Genomic DNA, 22397 nt, shown 5'->3' with positions numbered 1-22397 from the left:
GAATGACGGCGCACACGGGATCACCCCATAAGATGCAGTCGGGTCCGCCGTCTTCCGAGCGCCACCGGGCGCCCGGCGGATACAGACGACGTGATGGCGCTGGAGGTGAGCACTAGATGCAGGGCTTGGTTCTGCAATTGACCCGTATCGGGTTCCTGGTGCTGCTGTGGCTGTTCGTCTACGCGGTGATCCGCACCCTGCGCACCGACATCGCCGCCGCGTCGGGGTCGCGGATGCTGCGGATACCCGGCGGTGACAAGCGCCGACGCAAGTCGACCGTCGCACGCGGCTCCGCCCGCCACCTCGTGGTGACCCACGGCGCGCTGGCCAACACGCGCATCACGCTGGGCACCCAGCCCGTGCTGCTCGGCCGCGCCGACGACTCGACCCTCGTGCTCACCGACGATTACGCCTCCGAACGCCACGCACGGCTCTCGCGCCGCGGCGACGACTGGTACGTCGAGGACCTCGGATCCACCAACGGCACCTACCTCGACCGGTCCAAGGTGACCACCGCGGTGAAGGTCCCGCTGAACACGCCGATCCGCATCGGCAAGACCGTGATCGAGCTCCGCCCGTGACGCTGGTGCTGCGCTACATCGCGCGAAGCGACCGTGGTCTGGTGCGGTCCAACAACGAGGACTCCTTCTACGCAGGCCCGCGCCTGCTCGCCCTGGCCGACGGCATGGGAGGCCACGCGGCCGGCGAGGTGGCCAGCCAGCTCGTCATCCAGGCGCTGCGCACCCTCGACGACGACGAACCCGGCGGCGACCTCCTCGCCGCCCTCGACCGCGCCACCCACCGCGGCAACGCCGCCATCGCCGAGCAGGTGGAACGCTCCCCCGACCTCGACGGCATGGGCACCACGCTCACCGCGATCCTGTTCGCCGGCAACCGGATCGGCCTGTGCCACATCGGCGATTCCCGCGGCTACCTCTACCGTGACGGCGAACTCACCCAGATCACCCGCGACGACACCTTTGTGCAGACCCTCGTCGACGAGGGCCGCATCACCGCCGAACAGGCGCACACCCACCCGCAGCGCTCGCTGATCATGCGCGCCCTCACCGGGACCGAGGTGGAACCGACCCTCACCATCCGCGAGGCTCGCGCCGGCGACCGGTACCTGCTGTGCAGCGACGGACTGTCGGATGTGGTGAGCGAGGAGACCCTCGCCGAGACCCTCGGCACCATCGTCGACGACAAGGAATGCGCCGACCGGCTCATCGAACTCGCCTTGCGCGGCGGCGGCCCCGACAACGTGACGGTGGTGCTCGCCGACGTCCTCGACACCTCCTACGGCGAATCGCGGCCGATGGTCGGCGGTGCCGCGGGCAACGACGACCAGAGCTACACCCCCGACCCCGCCACCGCCGCCGGTCGCGCCGCCGCACTGCGCCCGCCACCGGCCCAGCCGCAGCGGCCCTCCATCCTGGCCGACGACGAGGAACCACCACAGCGCAGCCGCTGGAGCCGCTGGATTCTCCCCGGCATCGGCATCCTGGTGCTCGCCGCACTGATCATCGGGTTCTTCGTCGCCCGCGGTCTGCTGCGCAGCACCTACTACGTGGGCGACGACAGCGGCAAGGTCACCGTCTTCCAGGGCTCACCCGACAAGATCCTGTTCTTCTCCTCGAGCACGCCCGCCCAACATGTGTGCGTCGTCGGGGCCGACACGTCCACACCGTCGGTGATGTTCCGGGGTGTCGACGAGACCGGCGAGTGCACCCGACTCAAACTCGCCGACCTCGACTCGCTCAGCGCGAGCACCGTGCGCAGCTTCGGTATCAGCAAGGTGGACCTCGCCACCGCCCAGAACCGCGTGCGCGGCCTCACGTTCCTACCGCTGTGCAAGAAAGAGCCGCCGACCGCCACTCCCGCGCCCTCGGCTCCGGCACCTGCCCCTGCGCCGGCTCCGGGCGCGCCCGCCCAGGAGCAGACCGTGGCCCCGGCCACCTTCGGGCTGGCCTCGCCGGCACCGTCGACGCCGGCGCAGCCCTCGCCTTCGTCCCCCGGCGCATCGTCGCCGGGCACGCAACCGTTCGACGACGGACCGTGCCGGGAACCGTAGATGACACAACCCGCCTCCGCCGCGCACGCACCGCCGCGTCAACCCGCCGAGCAGACCGGTCGCACCGCAGAACTTGTCCTGCTGATCTTCGCGATCGGTCTGGTGACCGTGGCGCTGCTCATCGTGCAGGCCGCCCAAGGGCAGGCCCTCTCCTGGGATCTGCTGAAATACGTTGCCGCGTACACGTTTCTGTTCGGCATCGCCCATTTCGTGGTGCGTCGCTACGCCCCGCACGCCGACCCGCTGCTACTGCCGATCGTCGCCGTGCTCAACGGACTCGGGCTGGTGCTCATCCACCGCCTCGACCTCGGGTCGGGGCCCAGCGGTGAAGAGATCAGCCCGTCGGACCGGACGAACAACGCCGATCAACAGTTGCTGTGGGCGCTGCTGGGTGTCATCGCCTTCGCCGCGATCCTGATCTTCATCCGCGACCACCGCACCTTGTCGCGATACGCCTACACGCTGGGTCTCGGTGGCGTGATCTTCCTTGCGATCCCGGCGATCCTGCCCGCGTCGATCTCGGAGATCAACGGCTCCAAGAACTGGATTCGCACGCCGTTCTTCAACATTCAGCCCGGCGAGTTCGCGAAGATCGCAATCATCATCTTCACCGCCGCACTGCTGGTGTCCAAACGCGATCTGTTCACCACCGCGGGCAAACACTTCCTCGGCATGGATCTGCCACGCGCCCGCGACCTCGGTCCGCTGCTTATCGCCTGGATCGTGACGATCGGCATCTTCGCGTTGCAGAACGACCTGGGCGGCCCGCTGCTCATCTTCTCCACCATCCTCGCGATGCTCTATGTCGCCACCGAACGCGTCGGCTGGGTGATCATCGGGCTCACCCTGTTCGTCGCGGGCGCGCTCCTCGCCTACCAGCTGTTCCCGCACCTGCAGGTGCGCGTGCAGGTGTGGGACGACCCGTTCGCCACCTTCGACACCACCGGATATCAAGTGGCGCAAAGCCTCTTCGGGCTGGCCACCGGCGGCCTGTTCGGCACCGGGCTCGGCTCGGGCCGGCCCAACATCGTGCCGTTCGCCAACACCGACTTCATCATCGCCACCATCGGTGAGGAACTCGGTCTGACCGGGCTGTTCGCGGTGCTGATGCTGTACCTCATCTTCGTGATGCGCGGACTGCGCACCGGCGTGGCGGTGCGCGACAGCTTCGGCAAACTCCTGGCCACCGGCCTGGCGTTCACCATCGCGGTCCAGATCTTCGTGGTGGTCGGCGGCGTCACCAAACTGATCCCGCTGACCGGCCTCACCACACCGTTCATGTCGTACGGCGGTTCGTCGTTGCTGGCCAACTACATCCTGCTGGCGTTGCTGATCCGCGTTTCCAACGCCGCCCGTGAACCCGACCCCACCAAACGGCGGCCCAAGCCCAAACCGATCGAATCGTTGCCCACCCAGGCGGTGCGCCAGGTATGAACACACCGATTCGCCGCGTGTCGATGGTGGTGATCGTGCTGATCGTCGCCCTGCTCGCCAACTCCACCTACATCCAGGTGTTCAAGGCCGGAACATTGCGCGCCGACCCGCGCAACACCCGCGTGCTGCTCGACGAGTACTCCCGCCAGCGCGGTGCCATCACCGCCGGCGGGGAGGTGATCGCGCAGTCGGTGCCCACCGACAGCCGCATCAAGTTCCAGCGCACCTATCCGCCCGCCGACGCACTGCCGTTCGCGCCGGTCACCGGCTTCTTCTCCTACCAATACGGCACCACCGGGATCGAGCACTACGAGAACGAGTTCCTCTCCGGAAGCGACGACCGGCTGTTCGGGCAGCGGTTCATGGACATGTTCGCCGGCCGCAACCCCCGCGGCGGGAACGTGGTGACCACCATCAATCCGCGTCTTCAGCGCGTGGCCTACAACCAGATGCAGAACGGATGCCGCGGCGGCTGTCGGGGCGCGGTGGTGGCCATCGAACCCACCACCGGCAAGGTGCTCGCGATGGTGTCCACCCCGAGTTTCGATCCGAACAAGCTGGCAAGCCAGGACCAGGCGGTGCGCGAGACCGCGTGGTCGTCGTGGAATCAGCCCAACGGGCCGCAGCCGATGCTCAACCGCGCGATCGACGAGCTGTACCCGCCCGGATCCACCTACAAGGTGGTCACCTCGGCGGCCGCACTGCGCGACGGCATCAAACCCGACATCCGGCTCACGTCGGCGTCGAGTTTCCCCCTGCCCGACACCACCATCTCGCTGCCCAACTACGGGGGCGAGACCTGCCCGGAATCGTCGGGGGGCACCGTATCGATGACCACGGCGTTGAAGTACTCGTGCAATACCGCCTTCGCCGACCTCGTGACCACCAAGATGCCCAACGCCACCGCGATCTTCAAAGAAACCTCCCGCCGATTCGGAATGGACGAGGCGGGTCCGGACATCCCGATGCCGGTGGCACGCTCGACGGTGGGGCCGATTGCCGACAAGGCGGCGCTGGCGCAGTCGGCGATCGGTCAGCGCGACGTACGCCTCACTCCGCTGCAGAACGCCATGATCGCGGCCACCGTCGCCAACGGGGGTGTGCGGATGCAGCCATATCTGGTGGATAAGCTGCAGTCGGCCGATCTGCGCACGCTCTACACCTCGCAGCCGACGACGATCAACGAACCCATCACCTCCGACGAGGCGGCGACGCTCACGCAGATGATGGTCGAATCCGAGCGCGCCACCGCCGGGGCCGGCGGGCCCGTCTCGATCGCGTCGAAGACCGGGACCGCCGAGCATTCGGACACGACGAACGGCGAGTCCGTGACACCGTACACGTGGTACATCGCGTTCGGTCCGTCGTCGAACGCGCAGATCGCGGTGGCCGTGGTGGTCGAGAACGGCGACTACGGTGTGAATTCTGTGGGTGCGACGGTCGCGGCACCGATCGGACGGGCCGTGATCAACGCGCTGGTGGGAGGTGGACGATGAGCCTGCAGAACGGGGCGACGATCGCCGACCGTTACCGGCTGCGGCGACTGATCGCCACCGGTGGCATGGGCCAAGTGTGGGAAGCCCTCGACACCCGGCTCAACCGCCGGGTCGCGGTGAAGGTGCTCAAGGCCGAGTACTCCGATGATCCCGAGTTCACCGCACGGTTTCGCGCCGAGGCGCAGACCACCGCGAAGCTCAACAACCCGGGCATCGCGAACGTCTTCGACTACGGCGAAACACCCGACCGCACCGGGGGCGCGCCGCTGGCCTACCTGGTGATGGAACTTGTCGACGGTGAGCCGCTGAACTCGGTGATCTCACGGCTGGGACGGCTGTCGCTGGCCAACACCCTCGACATGCTCGAGCAGACCGGTCGCGCGTTGCAGGCCGCGCACAGCGCCGGTCTGGTGCACCGCGACGTCAAACCCGGCAACATCCTCATCACCCCCACCGGGCAGGTGAAGATCACCGACTTCGGTATCGCCAAGGCCGTCGACTCGGCACCGGTGACCCAGACCGGCATGGTGATGGGGACCGCCCAGTACATCTCGCCCGAGCAGGCCACCGGCGGTGAGGCCACCGCCGCGTCGGACGTGTATTCGCTGGGCGTGGTGGGATACGAAGCGCTCACCGGACGTCGGCCCTTCCTCGGCGACGGGGCGATCACCATTGCGATGAAACACATCCGCGAGGAGCCGCCGCCGCTGCCGTCGAACATCCCGGCGTCGGTGCGCGAACTCATCGACATCACCCTCTCCAAGGACCCCAAGCAGCGCTACGCCAACGGCGGGGAGTTCGCCGACGCGGTGGCCGCGGTGCGCGCCGGTCGCCGACCACCACGTCCGGGGACGGCCGCACTCGGCGCCGCCGGGGCAGCCGCGGCCGGAGCGGCGGCCGGAGCCGGGATCGCCGCCGCCCGCCCGACCGGCGCCACCCGTGCGATGACCGCGGGCAACACCGCCATGGCCCCCGCAAGCAGCGGCACCGGTCTCACCCCGACCCGCACGTCGGCGACGCCGACCCCGCCCGACCACCACGACAACGGGTGGACCACCGGGCAGAAGGTGCTCGCCGGGATCGCCGCGGTGCTGCTGCTCGGCGCCATCGGGCTCATCGGATTCTGGGTGGCCAACCTGAACTCGAGCTCGTCCGACACGCCGTCGCCACCGGCGACGGTCACGCAGACCACCACCGCCACGGTCCCCACCACCGCCGACGACGAACCGACCACCACACGTCGTGAGCCCACCACGACGACCCAGGACGAAACGACCACGGAGACCACGACCGAAGAACCCACCCCGACCCAGGAGACACCCACCCCGACCACCCAACCCGATACGGGTGCGCCGACCGTGACCGGTCGCTTCTGCCCCCCGATCTGCCTGCCAGGACAATGACCTCCACGCCGCATCACCTCTCCGACCGCTACGAACTGGGCGAAACGCTCGGATTCGGCGGGATGTCGGAGGTGCATTTCGCACGTGACCTCCTGCTCAACCGGGACGTCGCGATCAAGGTGCTGCGCGCCGACCTGGCCCGCGACCCGTCGTTCTATCTGCGCTTCCGCCGTGAGGCGCAGAACGCCGCCAAGCTCAACCACCCGACGATCGTGCAGGTGTTCGACACCGGAGAGGCCACGACACCCGACGGTCCGCTGCCGTTCATCGTGATGGAGTACGTCGACGGCGAGACGCTGCGTGACGTGCTGCGCGCCAACGGTCCCATCTCGCCGCGCCAGGCGATGACCTGGATGGCCGACGTGGCCGCGGCGATGGATTTCAGTCACCGCAACGGCATCGTGCACCGCGACATGAAGCCGGCGAACGTGATGATCGACAAGTCCGGTGCGGTGAAGGTGATGGACTTCGGCATCGCCCGCGCGATCAGCGATTCGACGTCGACGATGACGCAGACCTCGGCGGTGATGGGCACCGCCCAGTACCTCTCGCCCGAGCAGGCGCGCGGCATCAAGGTGGATCCGCGCTCGGACATCTACTCGATGGGGTGTGTGCTGTTCGAGCTGCTCACCGGGCAGCCGCCGTTCACCGGTGACTCTCCGGTGGCCGTCGCGCATCAGCACGTGCACGAGGATCCGCCGTGGCCGTCGTCGATCAAACCCGACATCCCGCGTGAGCTGGATTCGGTGGTGCTCAAGGCGATGAGCAAGAACAAGGAGAACCGCTATCAGTCGGCGGCCGAGTTGCGGTCGGACCTGATCAAGGTGCTCGCGGGTGGCAGGCCGTCGGCTCCGCTGCTGCTCAGCGACGAGGACCGCACCGAGTTCCTCGACTCCGGACCGCGGCGCGCGCTGCGCAGCCTCGACGCCGGCGCGGGGTCGGGGTCGGGCGGCACCGGGTCACATCGCCGTGATGCCGCCGACGACGAACCGCTGCGCCGGCGCTCCCGGCCGTTGATCCTCGGGTCGGCGGCCATGGTGGTGCTGCTGCTCGCCGGATTGCTGCTGTGGTGGGCACCCTGGGCGTCGGAGTCCGCACGGCAGATCGCGGTGCCGTCGGTGAACGGACTCTCGGCGAAAGACGCCGAAAACAATCTCGTCAAGGCCGGTTTCCGGGTGAAACAGCTCCAGGAACCCAGCCTTGATGTACCCGCGGGCAACGCCACCCGTTCCACACCGGGAGCCGACGTCATGGCCCCGGAGGACTCCGAGGTGACGCTCTACATCTCGACCGGACCGCAACGGCACTCGATCCCGCCGTTGCAGACCAAGACACCCGAGCAGGCGACCGACGCGCTGAAAGTGCTGGGATTCACCAACATTCGCACCGACGAGGTGGACTCCACCGCTGACCTGAAGGGCAAGGTGGTCAACACCACCCCGGCGTCGGGCACCGAGGCGCCGGTCAACGGACTGATCGTGCTGCACGTGGGTACCGGACCCAAACAGGTCACCGTCCGCGACATCGTGGGTCTCAGCCGCGACCAGGCGCAGCAAATGCTCGACCAGGCCGGGCTGAAGATGGTGGCCGTGTCGGCCGACTCGGATCTGCCCGCCGGACAGGTGATCAGCTCGTCGCCGGCGGCCGGGGAAACCGTCGACCAGGGCAGCACCGTGCAGGTCACCGTGTCGCGCGGCAATCTGTTCGTGGTGCCGGACCTGCGTGGGCAGACGCCGGCGCAAGCCCAGGCCACCCTCAAGGCGCAGGGATGGACCGGCTCGACGCTGACCCAGACGACGCGCGGTGTGCCGATCGGGAGCCCCGACATCGGCAAGATCGTCGACCAGGATCCCAACTCGGGGGGAAAGCTCGCGAAGAACGGCGCGGTGTCGGTGACCGTGGGAGAGCTGAGCCTGCTCCCGCCGTGAGTCCGCCGACCGGGTTCGGGCGCGAGTGACCTACGGCTGTGATCAGCCGATGGCCGCGGCCATGTCGTGTTCGAGTTCGGACACCAGTGATTCGGGCACATCAACACCGCACACCGCGAGCCAGTTGGCGAGCATCCGGTGTCCACCCTGGGTGAGCACACTCTCCGGATGGAACTGCACGCCGTGGATGGGCAACTCGCGGTGCTGCATCGCCATCACGATGCCCGACTCGGTGCGGCCGGTGACCCGCAGCTCGTCGGGAATGGTCTCGGGCAGCACCGTCAACGAGTGGTATCGGGTCGCGGTGAACGGGTCGGGCAGTCCGGCGAGGACCCCGCTGTCGTCGTGGAACACCAGCGACGTCTTGCCGTGCAACAACTCCGGGGCCCGGTCGACGGTGCCGCCGAACGCGGCGCCGATCGCCTGGTGACCGAGGCAGACGCCGAGCAGCGGTACATGGTCGGCCGCGGCGAGGTGCACCAGCGGAATGGTGGCGCCGGCGCGCTGCGGGGTGCCCGGGCCCGGACTCAGCAACACCCCGTCGAATCCGTCGACCGCCGCGCGCAACGAGTCCGTGCTGAACTCGCCGTTCTCGTCGGTCAGGGCGGGATCGTCGTTGCGCCACACCACGGCCTCCACGCCCAGCTGACCCAGATACTGGACCAGGTTGTAGACGAAGCTGTCATAGTTGTCGACGACGAGCACCCGGCCCGTCGACTGCTGCGGCGCACTCACACGCCCAGGGTACCGGTGGTACCCCGCGACCAGTTCTGCTCCCGGTCACCGGACCCGCGACCGTTCGGCGACGGCGACCTGGTGAGATACCGTGGACGCAGCGTTTCAGTACCCCAACCGAGGAAGTCATGCCGAAGTCAAAAGTCCGGAAGAAGACCGATTACACGATCAACCCGGCGTCGCGGACACCGGTCAAGGTCAAGACCGGGCCGTCCAGCAGCATCTATGTGGGCGTGATGCTCGGTCTCATGCTGCTCGGCCTCGCCTGGCTGATCGTCTACTACCTTGCCGCCAGCCCCACCGCTTACGGCGGCGAAGGGCAGGCGCTGCATTGGATGGCCAATCTGGGTTCGTGGAACTTCCTGATCGGTTTCGCGCTGATGGTGATCGGCCTGCTGATGACCATGCGGTGGCGTTGACCTGCCACAACAGGCTTGTATCCGATTTCCACAGTGTGGAAATTACATGTGTGTAAGTCATCCCCATTGTGAGTAACCCCTGTGGATAACTCTGCTGCTCCGGCGCCCGAATCGTGGTCGACACCGCGGGCATACGGGATCGTCCTGGCCGTCGCAGGCGCAGTGCTGCTCGTGGCGGCAATCGCCGGAAGGTCCGAACCCGCGGGAACGATCATCATGGGCGTCGCGGGTCTGTTGGCTCTCGGTCTCGGCGTGTACACGCTGACCATCCGGCCACGGCTGGCGCTGGGCCCCGGCGCGCAGGTGACGGTCCGCACGATCGGCGGAACGCAGACCTATCCCGTCGACCGGGTGGAGCACGTCGAGCTGCGTAACCTACGCCGCATCAACCGCCGCTCCGGTCAGCTACAGCTCGAAGTGCTCCCCGACGGCGCGCCGCCGGCCAATCAAGGCGGCCCGTTGCGCGACGACACCCGGCTCATCGTGTTCAGCCGGTGGGACCTGGGGGCCGACCTCGAGGACGTCGGTGACGCATTGCGGCGGGCGGGGTTCGTCGTCGACGACAAACGCTGACGTGTGACGCCGCGTCAGCGGACGAGGGTTCCGGTGCCGACACCGAGCGCGCCCGCGCCGACACCGATACCGATCGCGACCACCAGGAGCGCGCACAACGCGATCCAGCCGACTCGGGCCGCGCGATCCGCGGTCAGGGTCTGCGGCGACAATACGAGTCCGGGTAGATACACCACCGCTGCGGTGGCGGCGGCACCGAACACCAGCCCGCCCACATGGGCGGCCACGGAGATCCCCGGCATGGAGAACGAGAGCGCCAGGTTGACGCCGATGATCACGAGGACCGGCGTCGGCGAGATCCGCGCCTTGAGCACCACTACCAGCATGGCGCCCATGAGTCCGTAGATGGCGCCCGATGCGCCGGCCGACCGCACATTGTTCGCCTCGAACAGCATCACCGCGGCGCTGCCGCCGAACAGCGAGATGAAATACACCATCAGATAGCGCCCTATCCCGAGGGCTATCTCCAGGTCGCGGCCCAGGATGTACAGCGAGATCATGTTGACCGCGATGTGCAGGACGGTGAAGTGCAGGAACCCCGCGGTCAGCAGTCGCCAGTACTGGCCGTCGGACACGTAGAGGCCGACGAGGTCGCCGTGCTGGAAGAGGGGGGCCAGGCCTGCGTCGAAGGATCTGGCCTCGATCACGCAGGCGATGAAGACGGCGACGTTGATCGCGATGAGGCCGTAGGTGGCGATCGGGCGCCGCGCCACCACCGCCTTGGGCGCGACGGGCCGCACGCCCTGGTCGCCGAAGGTGGGCACGGTGGTGCGTTGCATGCCGTCGCCCCGCCGACAGTCCACACAGTGCTGCCCGACCGCGGCGGGTTGGAGGCACTCCGGACACGCCGGCCGCCCACACCGGCTGCAGGACAGCCAGGTGGGGCGGTCGGGATGTCGGTAGCAGACGGGCTGCGCCCCGGTGGGATGCGCGTTGCCCGTGGGGTATTGCGGTCCGGTCATCGCGGCGCGGCCGTAACTGCGATCCTGTGTGCCTTTGGCTGGTTCAGCTGATCTCGATCTTCTCGATCACGACCGGCTCGAGCGGACGGTCGGCCCGGTCGGTGGCGGTGGTGGCGATCGCGTCGACCACCTGCTGCGACTTCGGGTCGGACACCTCACCGAAAATGGTGTGGCGACGATTCAGATGTGGGGTGGGTCCGACGGTGATGAAGAACTGCGAGCCGTTGGTGCCCGGTCCGGCATTCGCCATTGCCAGCAGGTAGGGGCGGTCGAAGCGCAGGTCCGGGTGGAACTCGTCCTCGAACTTGTAGCCCGGGCCGCCGCGGCCCGTGCCGGTGGGGTCACCGCCCTGAACCATGAAGCCTTCGATGACGCGGTGGAACACCGATCCGTCGTAGAACGGGCCGGAGTCGCCGCCGGAGGCGTTCGGCTGGGAGTAGTCCTTGGTGCCGTCGGCGAGACCGACGAAATTGGCCACGGTCTTGGGGGCGTGGTTTCCGAACAGGTCGACAACGATGTCACCGCGGTTGGTGTGGATGGTCGCGGTCTGCGTGTGTGTACTCACGCCATCCATCCAACCATCTTCTCCGGCGAAGCCCACCGAAGTGGCGTCGAGCAGGCCCATCCTGGCACGCTGGGACGCATGTCGAAGAAGTATCTGCTCGTCACCGCGGGGGCGCTGGCGGTGTTGTCGGCGATTGCGACGACGGTCCTGATCCTGCGCCGGACCCGTCCCGAACCCCCACCGATATCGGCGACGGTGCCGCGGATCGAGGAGTTGTCGGAGAGGCCGGGGACACCGGAGACCAGCACCGCCCGATGATCCGACGAGTGGCGTCGCCCACCTTTGCGGCCGTCAATACAGCGGTCGGTGCGGTGGCAACGACTCGGTAACGGTAATTTGAACTGGTGAACTCCGACGAGACCCGTACCGGGCCCGACGCCGACACCGGCGTCGCGCGCGCGCCGGTACCCGCCGAGGATGCCGCCGGCGCGGCCGATTCCGCGCCGGGCAGCGGGTCTGCGGGGGGCAGCGGGTCTGCGGGGGTCAGCGGCTCTGCGACGGGAGCAACGCTGCCGCCATGGGAACGACTCTCCACGGGTCCCGCCACCCCACCCCCGGCCCCGCGACATGCCAGCGGCCCGCAGTCGGTGCCTCCCTCTTCCACCGGTCCCCGGTCCGCACCGAGCGCGCCGATCCGTGACGGCAACCCGTATTCGACCGGTCAGCAGCGACGTCCCCCGGCCGGACCGCCGCCTCGTCCGGCGAACGGTTCGACTCCAAACGGTTCGGCTCCCCCTTCGCCTGATCCACGACCCACGGGATCGACCGGATGGCGACCGGGTCCGCCCCCCGGGTACCGGCCGGCACCACCGGGCACCAACGCTCGACCCCCTGCCGGACGCGGATCCCCGCCGCCACGTCGACCCGGCATGCCGCCTCCGGGACAAGCACGGCCACCGCAGTCGGAGACCCCGCCGGGTGGTCCACCACCGGCCGCCGCACCACCGAGGCGCGAGAGCACACCCGGAGACACCACGCGCGTACCCGCCGACAACGCCGAGTCACCCCTGTTCCGTCCGCCGTCGCGGGGACCTCTGGACGCCGGACCCCGCCTCACCGACTCCGCGCCCGCGGCGCCCAATGTGCCGGCCACCGATGGTGCGGACGATGATGTCGCACCCCGGGCGTACTCTGCGATCACATCGACCCCGGATGCGGCGACTGCGCGTCCGGGGGAACCCGGTGTCGACGATCAGGAGGGAACCGTGGCCGCGCCTCGGACGTCCGCGGCACGCCGGACGGGTGCCGCCCCGCGCCCCGGCGCCGCGCGATCCACCGGTACCCCCCGGATGAACCGAACCGCCATCTGGGCGTTCGTGCTGTCGATCCTGGGCATCACATTCCCGATCGGCATGTATCTCGGTTATCGGGCGCGGCGTGAGATCGCACGGACCCGTGAATACGGGGAACCCTTCGCCAAGGTCGCGATCTACCTGGGCTGGGCCTACATCGTGGTGGTGGTCGTGGCGATCATCGCCTACCTCATGATCTTCGGTTTCTGACGCATGACCTTCGGTTGCTGACGCGATTCACTTGCGCCACGTAGCATCGGGCCATGGTCAAGCGCTCCCTGATGTTGCTGGCAGGTCTCGTGTTCGCGGTCGGCGCATCGACTGCGGCCCAAACTCCGCACGCCTCGGCCGCGCCGTGCCCGGATGTCGAGGTGGTGTTTGCCCGCGGCACGGCGGAAACGGCGCCACCGCTGGGGCTCACCGGCATCTCGTTCGTCGAGACGCTGCGTAACCGGCTCCCCGGCAAATCGGTGGTGGGATACGGGGTGAATTACCCGGCCAGCAGCAATTTCAACGATCGCGTGGCATTCGTGCGCAATGTGGTCCAGGGCATCAACGACGCGCAGGACCGAATCAAGTACCTCGCCGCGACCTGTCCCGGGACCGACGTGGTACTGGGCGGCTACTCCCAGGGTGGAGCCGTGGCCAGTTACGCCGCCAACAGCGGCATCTCGGTTCCCGAACAGTACGCGCAGTACGCGTCGCAGGCCCCGAAGCCGATGCCGACGTCGGTGGCGTCGCATGTGAAGGCCGTCGTGCTGTTCGCGCCGCCGTCACAACGCTGGATCCGCGACATCGGCGCACCGCCGATGACCATCGGGCCTCTTTACGCCTCGAAGACCACGCGCTTCTGCATTCCCGGCGACGTGGTGTGCGACGGTGGGCCGGTGGGCCAGCCCAATGCGCTGCACGTGCTCTACGGCGTCAACGGCATGCAGGTGCAGGCCGCCGACTACGTGGCCGCGCGCCTCTGAGCGGCGTTGTCGCGGGCCACGGCGTTGCCCAGTAGCTGACCGCCGCTGGTGAGCAGGGCACGTCGCCACGGCAGCACGCCCTCGATCTCGATCTGGATGGACATCGACAGGATGGTCCGGATCAGCACGATCAGTCCCAGGATCACTGCATCCTCGATCGACGGCTTCGACGTGATCGTGCGGATCAGGTCGGCGGCGACGAGCACCTCGAGTCCCAGCAGGATCGCCGACCCCAACGTGGTGCGCAGAACCCCGAACGCGATCTGACCACCCTCCCCGCGGCGCAGGGACCGGATGCCCAGCACCACCGCGATGACGAAGCCGATGATCATCGCGCACGCGCCGATCACCTCGAAACCCACGGCGACCCCGGTGAACACCGACTCCATGCGGGTGAGCGTACTTCGGGTGGTGCGCCGGGGTGGGTGCGAACCGCGCTTCGTTGCGCCGCGCTGCGGCTCAACGTGGGTCGATTCGGAGAACTTGGGTGCTACAGCACCCAGAATCTCCAACAGCACACAAATGCAGAATGGTGGCGGTGGGTGGGGTGGGTGGGTGGGTGGTGGAGCCTAGGAGATTCGAACTCCTGACATCTGCCTTGCAAAGGCAGCGCTCTACCAACTGAGCTAAGGCCCCGTGGTCCAGTGGTGGGCCTAGGAGGACTTGAACCTCCGACCTCTTCGTTATCAGCGAAGCGCTCTAACCGCCTGAGCTATAGGCCCGTGAACCGAAGAATGAGGTTACCCGACGGCGCGTACAACAACCAAAACGGCTGGTAGGGCGGCTCGACGGCGAACTAGTCGAGATCGGCCAGGGTCACCTCGGCGCCGCCGATCATGTCGGCGCACAGGTTGTAGATGTAGGCGCCCACGGTGGCCAGGGCGGTCAGCAGGATCGCGTTGACCGCGCCGAGCAGCGCCGCGTACCCGAACACCGTGCCCGCCCCGATGATGTCGCCCGAGCTCGACGAACCGTCGGCGGTCACCAAGGTGCCGAACGAGCTGTTGACCTGATCCCACACGCCCATGCCGTCGAGGACCAGGTACAGCACCGCCACCGAGATCATCCAGATGAAGAAGCCGGCCACCGAGAGCACCGCGGTGATCTTGAACGTGGCCCACGGGTCGATGCGGCGCACCTGCACCGAGGCGCGCAGCCCGGCCGAGGACCCGACCTGGGTGGGCACCGGCCGCGGGACGGAAGCCGCCGGAGCGGCCTGCGGGGGCACGCGTCGCGCGTCGGTGTGGTGAATCAGATCCAGATCCGGAAGCTGCTCGTCGTCGGACGGATCCCGCACGATGGTGCGCGTCGGCGATTCGACGAAGCCGCCTGCCGATTTCGGTGACGAGGCGCCACCCGGGGTGCCACCCGAGGAGGGAGCCGGGCGCGGGCTGGAGTCCAGCTTGGTCACCGGCGCTTGCGCGCCGTTGGCGCCCTGCGCCGACGGTGCCGGAGATCCCGCGCTCACCACACCCCGCGGCGGTGGCCCGGGACGGGAACTGCCGTTGAGGGATCCCTCGTTGGGCGACGACTCTCCCCCGCCGGCCGGAATGTCTTTCGGTCCCCGCTGCCAGGGAGGAACGAGGCCACCCGAGCGTGGTGTGCCCGAGGCACCCGCCCCCGACGCACCGGCCGATCCCGACGCCGGTCCGGTTCCATTCGGCGGCGACGTCGGCTGGTTCTTGTCCGGGTCGTTCGGTGTGCTCACTCGTCTTCCCTCATTCGGCTTACCCGTGTCGGTCTTTGCCCGCTCTGCGACCGGCCGCGCCGGCGACTGCTGTGACCCCCACCCTAACGGTTGCAGGGGTCACAGCACCGTCGCGACGTGGCGTCAGTCCGAACCGTCCGTTTCCGGCTCGTCGGCGTTGCGGGCGATCGCGATCAGTGTGGTGCCCTCGGCCAGGTCCATCAGCCGTACGCCCTTGGTCTGCCGTCCGGCCTTGCGAACCTGCTTGGCGGCGGTGCGGATCACGCCGCCACCGGAGGTGATCGCGTACAGCTCGGAGTCGTCGTCGACGATGATCGCGCCGATGAGCTCGCCGCGCCTGCGGTCGTGCTGAATGGTGAGAACACCCTTGCCGCCGCGACCCTGCACCGGGTAGTCGTCCATGCCGGTGCGCTTGGCGTAGCCGCCGGAGGTGGCCACCAGCAGGTACGTGCCCTCCCGCACCACGTTGAGCGAGAGCAGCGTGTCGTCGCCGTTGAACCGCATGCCCTGCACGCCGGAGGTCTGCCGGCCCATCGGGCGCAGCGTCTCGTCGTCGGCGTGGAACCGGATCGACTGCCCCTTCTGCGACACCAGCAGCAGATCGTCGTCCGCGCTGCACAACTGGGCGCCGACGAGTTCGTCCTCGCCGCGGAGGTTGATCGCGGCGATACCGCCGGACCGGTTGGAGTCGAAGTCCTCCAGCCGCGACTTCTTCACCAGACCGTTGCGGGTGGCCAGCACCAGATACGGCGCGTCGGCATACGACTGCAGCTGGATCACCTGGGCGATGCGCTCCTCGGGCTGGAACGCCAGCAGGTTGGCGACATGCTGGCCACGCGCGGTGCGGTTGGCCTCGGGCAGTTCGTACGCCTTGGCCCGGTACACCCGGCCCTTCGTGGTGAAGAACAGGATCCAGTCGTGGGTGGAGCTCACGAAGAAGTGCTTGACGATGTCGTCCTGTTTGAGGCCGGCGCCCTGCACTCCCTTGCCGCCGCGGCGCTGGCTGCGATACAGGTCGGTCTTGGTGCGCTTGGCGTACCCGGTCTCGGTGATGGTGACCACCACGTCCTCGCGGGCGATCAGGTCCTCGTCGGTGACGTCACCGTCGGCGGCGATGATCTTGGTGCGCCGCTCGTCGCCGTACTTGTCGACGACCACCTTCAGCTCGTCACGCACGATGGCGCGCTGACGTTCCGGCTTGTCCAGGATGTCCTTGAGGTCGGCGATCTCGCGTTCGATCTCGGCGAGTTCGTCGATGATCTTCTGCCGCTCCAACGCCGACAGCCGGCGCAGCTGCATGGCGAGGATGGCGTCGGCCTGGATCTCGTCGATGTCGAGCAGCCCGATCAGCCCTTGCCGGGCCTCCTCGGTGTTCGCCGACGCACGGATCAATGCGATCACTTCGTCAAGTGCGTCAAGGGCTTTGACCAGTCCGCGCAGAATGTGTGCGCGTTCCTCCGCCTTGCGCAACCGGTAACGGGTGCGCCGCACGATCACGTCGATCTGATGCGCGACGTAGTAGCTGATCATCTGGTCCAGACGCAGGGTGCGCGGCACCCCGTCGACGATGGACAGCATGTTGGCGCCGAAGCTTGTTTGCAGCTGGCTGTGCTTGTAGAGGTTGTTCAGCACCACCTTGGCCACCGCGTCGCGGCGCAACGTGATGACGATCCGCATACCGGCGCGATCGGAGGATTGATCCTCGATCCGGCTGATGCCCTTGAGTTTTCCCTCGTTGACCTGTTCGGCGATGGACGCGATCAGATTGTCCGGGTTCACCTGGTACGGCAACTGGGTGACGACGAGGATGGTGGTGCCCTTGTTCTCCTCGATGTCCACCACGCTGCGCATCCGGATGCTGCCGCGGCCGGTGGTGTAGGCGTCGCGGATGCCCTGGCCCCCGACAATGAGTGCGGCGGTGGGGAAATCGGGTCCCTTGATGGCCTCCATGCACGCCGCGAGCAGGGACTCCTCGTCGGCGTCGGGGTGCTCGAGCGACCAGAAGACGGCGTCGGCGACCTCATTGAGGTTGTGCGGCGGGATGTTGGTGGCCATGCCGACCGCGATGCCACCGGAACCGTTGATCAGCAGGTTCGGGATGCGGGCGGGCAGGACGGTCGGCTCGTTGGTCTTGCCGTCGTAGTTCGGCGTGAAATCGACTGTCTCCTCGTCGATGTCGCGCAGCATCTCCATGGCCAGGGGCGTCAGGCGTGCCTCGGTGTAGCGCATGGCGGCGGGACCGTCGTTGCCGCGGGAACCGAAATTGCCCTGTCCGTCGACGAGCGGATAGCGCATCGACCACGGCTGGGCCATGCGCACCAGCGCGTCGTAGATGGCGCTGTCGCCGTGGGGGTGATAGTTACCCATCGTCTCGGCAACGGGTTTCGCCGATTTCACATAGCTGCGATCGGGCCGGAACCCGGCATCGTAGGAGGCGTACAGCAAACGGCGGTGAACCGGCTTGAGTCCGTCGCGGACCTCCGGCAGCGCCCGGCCCACGATCACGCTCATCGCGTAGTCGATGTAGCTGTTCTGCATCTCCTGGCCGAGATCGACGGGCTCGACGCGGTCGCCCGCTTCGCCGCCGGGTGGCAGGGTGGTGTCAGTCATTCGTGACCTTCTCTAGAGACTCTGGTCTGTGGATGATGGACTGGGATGTCACTCAGACATCAAGGAAGCGAACGTCTTTCGCGTTGCGCGCGATGAAGCTGCGGCGCGCGGCCACGTCTTCACCCATCAGCACCGAGAAGAGTTCGTCGGCCGCCGCGGCATCGTCGAGCGTCACCTGACGCAACACCCGCACGGACGGATCCATGGTGGTCTCCCACAGTTCCTTGGCGTTCATCTCACCGAGACCCTTGTAACGCTGGATGCCGTCGTCGACGTTGATCTTGCGGCCCGCGGCGCGACCGGCCTCGAGCAGACCGTCGCGCTCGCGGTCGGAGTAGGCGAACTCCGGCTCCGACTTCTGCCACTTGAGTTTGTACAGCGGCGGCTGCGCGAGGTAGACGTGACCGTTCTCGATCAGCGGTCGCATGAACCGGAACAACAGGGTGAGCAGCAGCGTCGAGATGTGCTGGCCGTCCACATCGGCGTCGGCCATCAGCACGATCTTGTGATACCGCAGCTTGGCGAGGTCGAACTCGTCGTGGATGCCGGTACCGAACGCGGTGATGATCGACTGCACCTCGGTGTTCTTCAACACCCTGTCGATGCGCGCCTTCTCGACGTTGATGATCTTGCCGCGGATCGGCAGGATCGCCTGATACATCGAATCGCGGCCCGACTTGGCCGACCCGCCCGCCGAGTCACCCTCGACGATGTAGACCTCACACTTGGTGGGGTCGTTGCTGCGGCAGTCGGCGAGCTTGCCGGGCAACCCGCCGATGTCGGTGGCGGTCTTGCGCCGCACCAGTTCTCGCGCCTTGCGCGCCGCCATCCGGGCCTGCGCGGAGTCGACCGCCTTCTTCACGATGATCTTGGCCTCGGCCGGATTGGCCTCGAACCAGTGACCGAGGTGCTCGTTGCAGGTGCGCTGCACGAAGCTCTTGACCTCGGTGTTGCCGAGTTTGGTCTTGGTCTGGCCCTCGAACTGCGGGTCGGACACCTTCACCGAGATGACCGCTGCGAGTCCCTCCCGGATGTCGTCGCCGGTGAGCTTGCCGTCCTTCTCCTTGAGGAGCTTCTTGTCGAGGGCGTACTTGTTGACCGTCGAGGTGAGCGCCGCACGGAACCCTTCCTCGTGGGTACCGCCCTCGACCGTGTTGATCGTGTTGGCGAAGGTGTGCACCGACTCGGAATAGCCCGAGTTCCACTGCATGGCGATCTCGACCTGATGGCCGGTCCCCTGCCCGGTGAACCCGATGACCGACGCATGAATCGGCTGCTTGGTGCGGTTGAGGTGCTTGATGTAGTCGACGAGGCCGTCGGGGTAGTGATAGGTGCGGGTGCGCGGTTTCACCGGCCGCGGCGACTGCTCCTCGGCGGCCTGCTCGAGTGCGGTCTTGGCCTTCTCGGCGGTGTCGTCGGATTCCTCGGCCGCATCCGGCGCGGCCTGGGGGCGGGCGTCGGTGAGGGTGATGGTCAGTCCCTTGTTGAGGAACGCCATCTCCTGCAGCCGCCGGGCCACGGTTTCCGCGGAGAACGTGGTGGTCTCGAAGATCGCCGCGTCCGGCCAGAAACGCACGATGGTGCCGGTTTTGCGGGTGGCGTCGCCCTTGATCAGCGGCCCGGGTTTGGCGTAGTCGTAGGTCTGCTCCCAGTGGAAACCGCCGTAGTTGATCTCGAGTTCCACCTTGGTGGACAGCGCGTTGACCACCGAGATACCCACGCCGTGCAGGCCGCCGGACACCGCGTAGGCGTCGGAATCGAACTTGCCGCCCGCGTGCAGCTGCGTCATCACCACTTCGACCGTCGGAACGCCGGTGGCATGCATGCTGGTGGGGATACCGCGGCCGTCGTCGATGACCTCGACGCCACCATCTGCGAGGAGGGTGACGTCGACCTTGCTGGCGTAGCCGGCCATCGCCTCGTCGACGGAGTTGTCGACGACCTCCCAGATCAGGTGGTGCAGGCCGCGTTCACCGGTGGACCCGATGTACATGCCGGGCCGTTTGCGGACAGCCTCGAGTCCTTCGAGGATGCTGATCGAATCGGCGCCGTACTCACCGGGCTTCTTCCGGCTCTTCTTGTCGTTCGTGTCGGCCACGGGGTTCGTCCGCTCCTCTGCTGCTCAGGACTGCTCTGTCTGGTCGCCTTCGGCCGGTATGCTTGCCGACGGCCGTGATGCGCGCACGGGCGACCGCAGTCGACGAGTCCACGTACCACCGAAAACCCGTCGCCAACGGTCACCTCATATCCCTGTCGGGACAACTCTCCACAGTGTACTGCCTCATCCATGCTGGGATACGCATCCGGGGCCGCTAACGCGCGCTCAGATCGATTTTTTCCGACTCCGGCGCGGTCGACGGTGGTCTGGGGATAAAACCGGCGTCTACGCGCTTTCTGCCCAGAATCTGTCGGAGCCCTCCGATACGGGCCGCCGCCGACCCGGAATCACGGTTCAGCCGTAGGTGTCGCGCGGCCCGCGACCACGCACGTGACGTCGTCCCTTCTGCCACGACGGGGCCTTCGGCCCGGTGATGCGCAACGAGGTGACCATCCCGTCGCCGACCGATGCGGCGATCTTCGCGAGAATCTGCGACTGCACATACCGCAACTGCGTGGCCCAGGCGGTGGACTCCGCCTGTACATGTAATACTTTGTCGCGCAACGATTCCGGCTGAGCATGAGCCGCGATGTCGGGGCCCACGATCTGCGGCCACAGGCCGAAGATCGTGCCTTCGGCGATGTGCGGGTCCCACCCACGATCGCGGGCGATCCCGCCGACGAGCCGTCCGAACGGCTGCGGATCCCGCGAATCGGGACCCGCGCCCGACCACCGTCGGCGACTTCCCTGGGGCCGGGGACGGCGGACCGGCGACGCCCGGCCGTGACCCACCGACTTTCCCGCCGCCCGGGCCGACGCACGCGCCTCCTCCAGCGCCTTCCGCGCACGTTCGTAACCACCGAGGCCGGCCGACGACTCGTCCCCGTTGCCAGCGTTTCCGTCCGCAGCGTTTCCGTCGGCAGGGGTCATGAGGACATTCTCCCGCTTCGGTCCGACGAATCCAGCAGGACCGAGTGCCGGCCGCCGGCAGAATCCTCGGTCACGTCCACCCCGATGCGGCGCCCACCGATCTCGGTGGGGATGTCGTCGGCCACGGCCGCGGTGATGAGCAACTGCTCCGCGCCCGCGGTGTGCTCGACCAGTTTGCGACGGCGGGCGGCGTCGAGTTCGGCGAACACGTCGTCGAGCATGATGACCGGTTCGATGCCGTCGGCGCGGATCAGTTCCACCGAGCCGAGGCGTAGCGCGAGCGCCAACGACCAGGACTCGCCGTGGCTGGCGTAGCCCTTGGCCACCTCGTCGCCGAGCACGATGTCGATGTCGTCGCGGTGCGGGCCGATCAGGCTCAGACCGCGTTCGATTTCCTTGCTGCGCAGTTCGGCCAGGCGCGCCAGCAGTTGCTCGGCGATGCGCCCGGCGTCGGGCGAATCTCCGGCGGCGGGCACGATGTCGCCGCCGGCCGCGGGCCGGTACCGCAGGGTCGCGGGTCGCGAGTGCGGGGCGATCGACGCGTACGACCGCGCGAAATGTGGTTCGAGCTCGCCCAGAACCTCAATTCTGGCGGCGGTCACCTGGCCGCCGAGATCGGCGAGTTGTCCGTCCCACACGTCGAGGGTGCTGATCACCGAGTCGCCGTCGCGACCCCCACGTCGCAGTGCTGCGGCCGCGGTCTTCAGCAGCGCCGAACGTTGCCGCAGCACCCGGTCGTAGTCCGCGCGGGCCGCGGCCCACCGTGGTCCGCGCTGCGCGACGAGCTCGTCGATGAATCGTCGACGGTCACCCGGGTCGCCGCGCACCAGCAGCAGATCCTCCGGCGCGAACAGTACCGTGCGCAGCACGCCGAGCAGTTCGCGCGGACGCCGCGCAGGAGATCCGTTGAGCCACGCCTTGTTCGAGCCCTCGGCGTTGATCTGCAGGGTGGCGGTGAGTTCACGCCCGGCGTTCTCGACCGTCGCGGTGACCGTGGCCGACGCGGTACCCGAACGCACCAGCGGCGCATCGGTACTCACCCGATGCGACCGTAGGGTGGCCAGGTAGTACAGGGCCTCCATCAGGTTGGTCTTGCCGAACCCGTTGCGGCCGGTGAACACCGTCGGACCCGGTTCCAGGCTCAGCTCGACATCGGGCCAGGACCGGAAGTCGCGCAGCCGCAGGTCACGGACGAACAC

The 22397-nt window shown here is 67.7% G+C and carries 20 protein-coding genes and 2 tRNA genes; 11 read left to right on the top strand and 11 right to left on the bottom strand.

Going from position 1 to position 22397, the window contains the following annotated elements:
* The first annotated feature begins 116 nt into the window (after positions 1 to 116).
* From ACWDTD_RS15450 to pknB, 6 genes are read left to right on the top strand one after another with little or no spacing between them, the layout of a single operon-like run.
* Positions 117 to 581, top strand: coding sequence for an FHA domain-containing protein FhaB/FipA (locus tag ACWDTD_RS15450; RefSeq protein WP_449748005.1), 465 nt, complete (start codon positions 117 to 119; stop codon positions 579 to 581).
* A complete protein-coding gene (locus ACWDTD_RS15445) occupies positions 578 to 2071 on the top strand; it encodes a PP2C family protein-serine/threonine phosphatase (RefSeq protein ID WP_449748004.1) in 1494 nt (497 codons plus the stop codon). The genes ACWDTD_RS15450 and ACWDTD_RS15445 overlap by 4 nt, the downstream gene beginning before the upstream one ends.
* Positions 2072 to 3505 carry an FtsW/RodA/SpoVE family cell cycle protein gene (locus ACWDTD_RS15440; protein ID WP_449748003.1) on the top strand — a complete coding sequence of 478 codons (1434 nt, stop codon included), beginning with the start codon at positions 2072 to 2074 and terminating at the stop codon, positions 3503 to 3505.
* Positions 3502 to 5001, top strand: a complete 1500-nt coding sequence (locus ACWDTD_RS15435; RefSeq protein WP_449748002.1) for a peptidoglycan D,D-transpeptidase FtsI family protein — start codon at positions 3502 to 3504, stop codon at positions 4999 to 5001. Before ACWDTD_RS15440 ends, ACWDTD_RS15435 begins: the two co-directional genes overlap by 4 nt.
* Positions 4998 to 6404, top strand: a complete 1407-nt coding sequence (locus ACWDTD_RS15430; RefSeq protein WP_449748001.1) for a protein kinase domain-containing protein — start codon at positions 4998 to 5000, stop codon at positions 6402 to 6404. The genes ACWDTD_RS15435 and ACWDTD_RS15430 overlap by 4 nt, the downstream gene beginning before the upstream one ends.
* Positions 6401 to 8332 (top strand): Stk1 family PASTA domain-containing Ser/Thr kinase, encoded by a 1932-nt coding sequence (gene pknB / locus ACWDTD_RS15425; protein WP_449748000.1) that lies wholly within the window; start codon positions 6401 to 6403, stop codon positions 8330 to 8332. Before ACWDTD_RS15430 ends, pknB begins: the two co-directional genes overlap by 4 nt.
* A 42-nt stretch (positions 8333 to 8374) precedes the next feature.
* On the opposite strand, the gene ACWDTD_RS15420 is transcribed toward pknB, so the two are convergent.
* Entirely contained in the window at positions 8375 to 9067 is a 693-nt protein-coding gene (locus tag ACWDTD_RS15420; protein ID WP_449747999.1) for an aminodeoxychorismate/anthranilate synthase component II, read from the bottom strand.
* Positions 9068 to 9195: 128 nt separating this feature from the next.
* On the opposite strand from ACWDTD_RS15420, the gene crgA reads away from it, so the two are divergent.
* Together crgA and ACWDTD_RS15410 are read left to right on the top strand one after the other, a co-directional pair.
* Positions 9196 to 9486: a cell division protein CrgA gene (crgA, locus tag ACWDTD_RS15415; protein ID WP_449747998.1), complete on the top strand. Its 291-nt coding sequence runs from the start codon at positions 9196 to 9198 to the stop codon at positions 9484 to 9486.
* An 81-nt stretch (positions 9487 to 9567) separates the two neighbouring features.
* Positions 9568 to 10059 carry a PH domain-containing protein gene (locus ACWDTD_RS15410; RefSeq protein ID WP_449747997.1) on the top strand — a complete coding sequence of 164 codons (492 nt, stop codon included), beginning with the start codon at positions 9568 to 9570 and terminating at the stop codon, positions 10057 to 10059.
* Positions 10060 to 10073: 14 nt separating this feature from the next.
* Here the strand turns inward: ACWDTD_RS15410 and ACWDTD_RS15405 are convergent, their stop codons facing one another.
* Positions 10074 to 11021: a rhomboid family intramembrane serine protease gene (locus ACWDTD_RS15405; protein WP_449747996.1), complete on the bottom strand. Its 948-nt coding sequence runs from the start codon at positions 11019 to 11021 to the stop codon at positions 10074 to 10076.
* Positions 11022 to 11064: 43 nt separating this feature from the next.
* On the bottom strand, positions 11065 to 11595 hold the full coding sequence (locus ACWDTD_RS15400) for a peptidylprolyl isomerase (RefSeq protein WP_449748051.1): 531 nt from the start codon (positions 11593 to 11595) through the stop codon (positions 11065 to 11067).
* 69 nt (positions 11596 to 11664) lie between these two features.
* Between ACWDTD_RS15400 and ACWDTD_RS15395 the strand changes: the two genes are divergently transcribed.
* The 3 genes from ACWDTD_RS15395 (at position 11665) to ACWDTD_RS15385 (ending at position 13852) form a co-directional block, all read left to right on the top strand.
* Positions 11665 to 11844: a hypothetical protein gene (locus tag ACWDTD_RS15395; RefSeq protein ID WP_449747995.1), complete on the top strand. Its 180-nt coding sequence runs from the start codon at positions 11665 to 11667 to the stop codon at positions 11842 to 11844.
* A 1031-nt stretch (positions 11845 to 12875) separates the two neighbouring features.
* The gene (locus ACWDTD_RS15390) at positions 12876 to 13088 is read left to right on the top strand and encodes a DUF4190 domain-containing protein (protein ID WP_449747994.1); all 213 of its coding nucleotides are present in this window, start codon (positions 12876 to 12878) and stop codon (positions 13086 to 13088) included.
* A gap of 53 nt (positions 13089 to 13141) precedes the next feature.
* A complete protein-coding gene (locus ACWDTD_RS15385) occupies positions 13142 to 13852 on the top strand; it encodes a cutinase family protein (RefSeq protein WP_449747993.1) in 711 nt (236 codons plus the stop codon).
* On the opposite strand, the gene ACWDTD_RS15380 is transcribed toward ACWDTD_RS15385, so the two are convergent.
* From ACWDTD_RS15380 to recF, 8 genes are all read right to left on the bottom strand, one after another.
* Complete coding sequence (locus ACWDTD_RS15380) at positions 13831 to 14241, bottom strand: DUF1622 domain-containing protein (RefSeq protein ID WP_449747992.1); 411 nt, start codon at positions 14239 to 14241, stop codon at positions 13831 to 13833. The two genes, ACWDTD_RS15385 and ACWDTD_RS15380, sit on opposite strands and share 22 nt — an antisense overlap.
* A 171-nt stretch (positions 14242 to 14412) precedes the next feature.
* Positions 14413 to 14488 (bottom strand) — tRNA-Ala (locus ACWDTD_RS15375).
* Between the two features lie 9 nt (positions 14489 to 14497).
* Positions 14498 to 14574: transfer RNA gene (locus tag ACWDTD_RS15370), tRNA-Ile, on the bottom strand.
* A 74-nt stretch (positions 14575 to 14648) separates the two neighbouring features.
* Positions 14649 to 15560, bottom strand: coding sequence for a DUF3566 domain-containing protein (locus ACWDTD_RS15365; RefSeq protein ID WP_449747991.1), 912 nt, complete (start codon positions 15558 to 15560; stop codon positions 14649 to 14651).
* 123 nt (positions 15561 to 15683) lie between these two features.
* The gene (gene gyrA / locus ACWDTD_RS15360; protein WP_449747990.1) at positions 15684 to 18170 is read right to left on the bottom strand and encodes a DNA gyrase subunit A; all 2487 of its coding nucleotides are present in this window, start codon (positions 18168 to 18170) and stop codon (positions 15684 to 15686) included.
* Between the two features lie 52 nt (positions 18171 to 18222).
* Entirely contained in the window at positions 18223 to 20268 is a 2046-nt protein-coding gene (gene gyrB / locus ACWDTD_RS15355; protein WP_449747989.1) for a DNA topoisomerase (ATP-hydrolyzing) subunit B, read from the bottom strand.
* A 354-nt stretch (positions 20269 to 20622) separates the two neighbouring features.
* A complete protein-coding gene (locus ACWDTD_RS15350; protein WP_449747988.1) occupies positions 20623 to 21198 on the bottom strand; it encodes a DUF721 family protein in 576 nt (191 codons plus the stop codon).
* On the bottom strand, positions 21195 to 22397 hold the full coding sequence (gene recF, locus ACWDTD_RS15345) for a DNA replication/repair protein RecF (RefSeq protein ID WP_449747987.1): 1203 nt from the start codon (positions 22395 to 22397) through the stop codon (positions 21195 to 21197). The genes ACWDTD_RS15350 and recF overlap by 4 nt, the downstream gene beginning before the upstream one ends.

The organism is Gordonia sp. NPDC003425, assembly GCF_053588635.1.
This window is presented reverse-complemented; position numbering and strand designations above follow the sequence as displayed.

Excerpts from the sequence above, each read along its gene's own strand:
- ACWDTD_RS15450 (WP_449748005.1), top strand. The coding sequence starts at position 117 with ATGCAGGGCTTGGTTCTGCAATTGACCCGTATCGGGTTCCTGGTGCTG.
- ACWDTD_RS15440 (WP_449748003.1), top strand. The coding sequence starts at position 2,072 with ATGACACAACCCGCCTCCGCCGCGCACGCACCGCCGCGTCAACCCGCC.
- ACWDTD_RS15435 (WP_449748002.1), top strand. The coding sequence starts at position 3,502 with ATGAACACACCGATTCGCCGCGTGTCGATGGTGGTGATCGTGCTGATC.
- ACWDTD_RS15430 (WP_449748001.1), top strand. The coding sequence starts at position 4,998 with ATGAGCCTGCAGAACGGGGCGACGATCGCCGACCGTTACCGGCTGCGG.
- pknB (WP_449748000.1), top strand. The coding sequence starts at position 6,401 with ATGACCTCCACGCCGCATCACCTCTCCGACCGCTACGAACTGGGCGAA.
- crgA (WP_449747998.1), top strand. The coding sequence starts at position 9,196 with ATGCCGAAGTCAAAAGTCCGGAAGAAGACCGATTACACGATCAACCCG.
- ACWDTD_RS15405 (WP_449747996.1), bottom strand. The coding sequence starts at position 11,021 with ATGACCGGACCGCAATACCCCACGGGCAACGCGCATCCCACCGGGGCG.
- ACWDTD_RS15400 (WP_449748051.1), bottom strand. The coding sequence starts at position 11,595 with ATGGATGGCGTGAGTACACACACGCAGACCGCGACCATCCACACCAAC.
- ACWDTD_RS15395 (WP_449747995.1), top strand. The coding sequence starts at position 11,665 with ATGTCGAAGAAGTATCTGCTCGTCACCGCGGGGGCGCTGGCGGTGTTG.
- ACWDTD_RS15390 (WP_449747994.1), top strand. The coding sequence starts at position 12,876 with ATGAACCGAACCGCCATCTGGGCGTTCGTGCTGTCGATCCTGGGCATC.
- ACWDTD_RS15385 (WP_449747993.1), top strand. The coding sequence starts at position 13,142 with ATGGTCAAGCGCTCCCTGATGTTGCTGGCAGGTCTCGTGTTCGCGGTC.
- ACWDTD_RS15380 (WP_449747992.1), bottom strand. The coding sequence starts at position 14,241 with ATGGAGTCGGTGTTCACCGGGGTCGCCGTGGGTTTCGAGGTGATCGGC.
- gyrA (WP_449747990.1), bottom strand. The coding sequence starts at position 18,170 with ATGACTGACACCACCCTGCCACCCGGCGGCGAAGCGGGCGACCGCGTC.
- ACWDTD_RS15350 (WP_449747988.1), bottom strand. The coding sequence starts at position 21,198 with ATGACCCCTGCCGACGGAAACGCTGCGGACGGAAACGCTGGCAACGGG.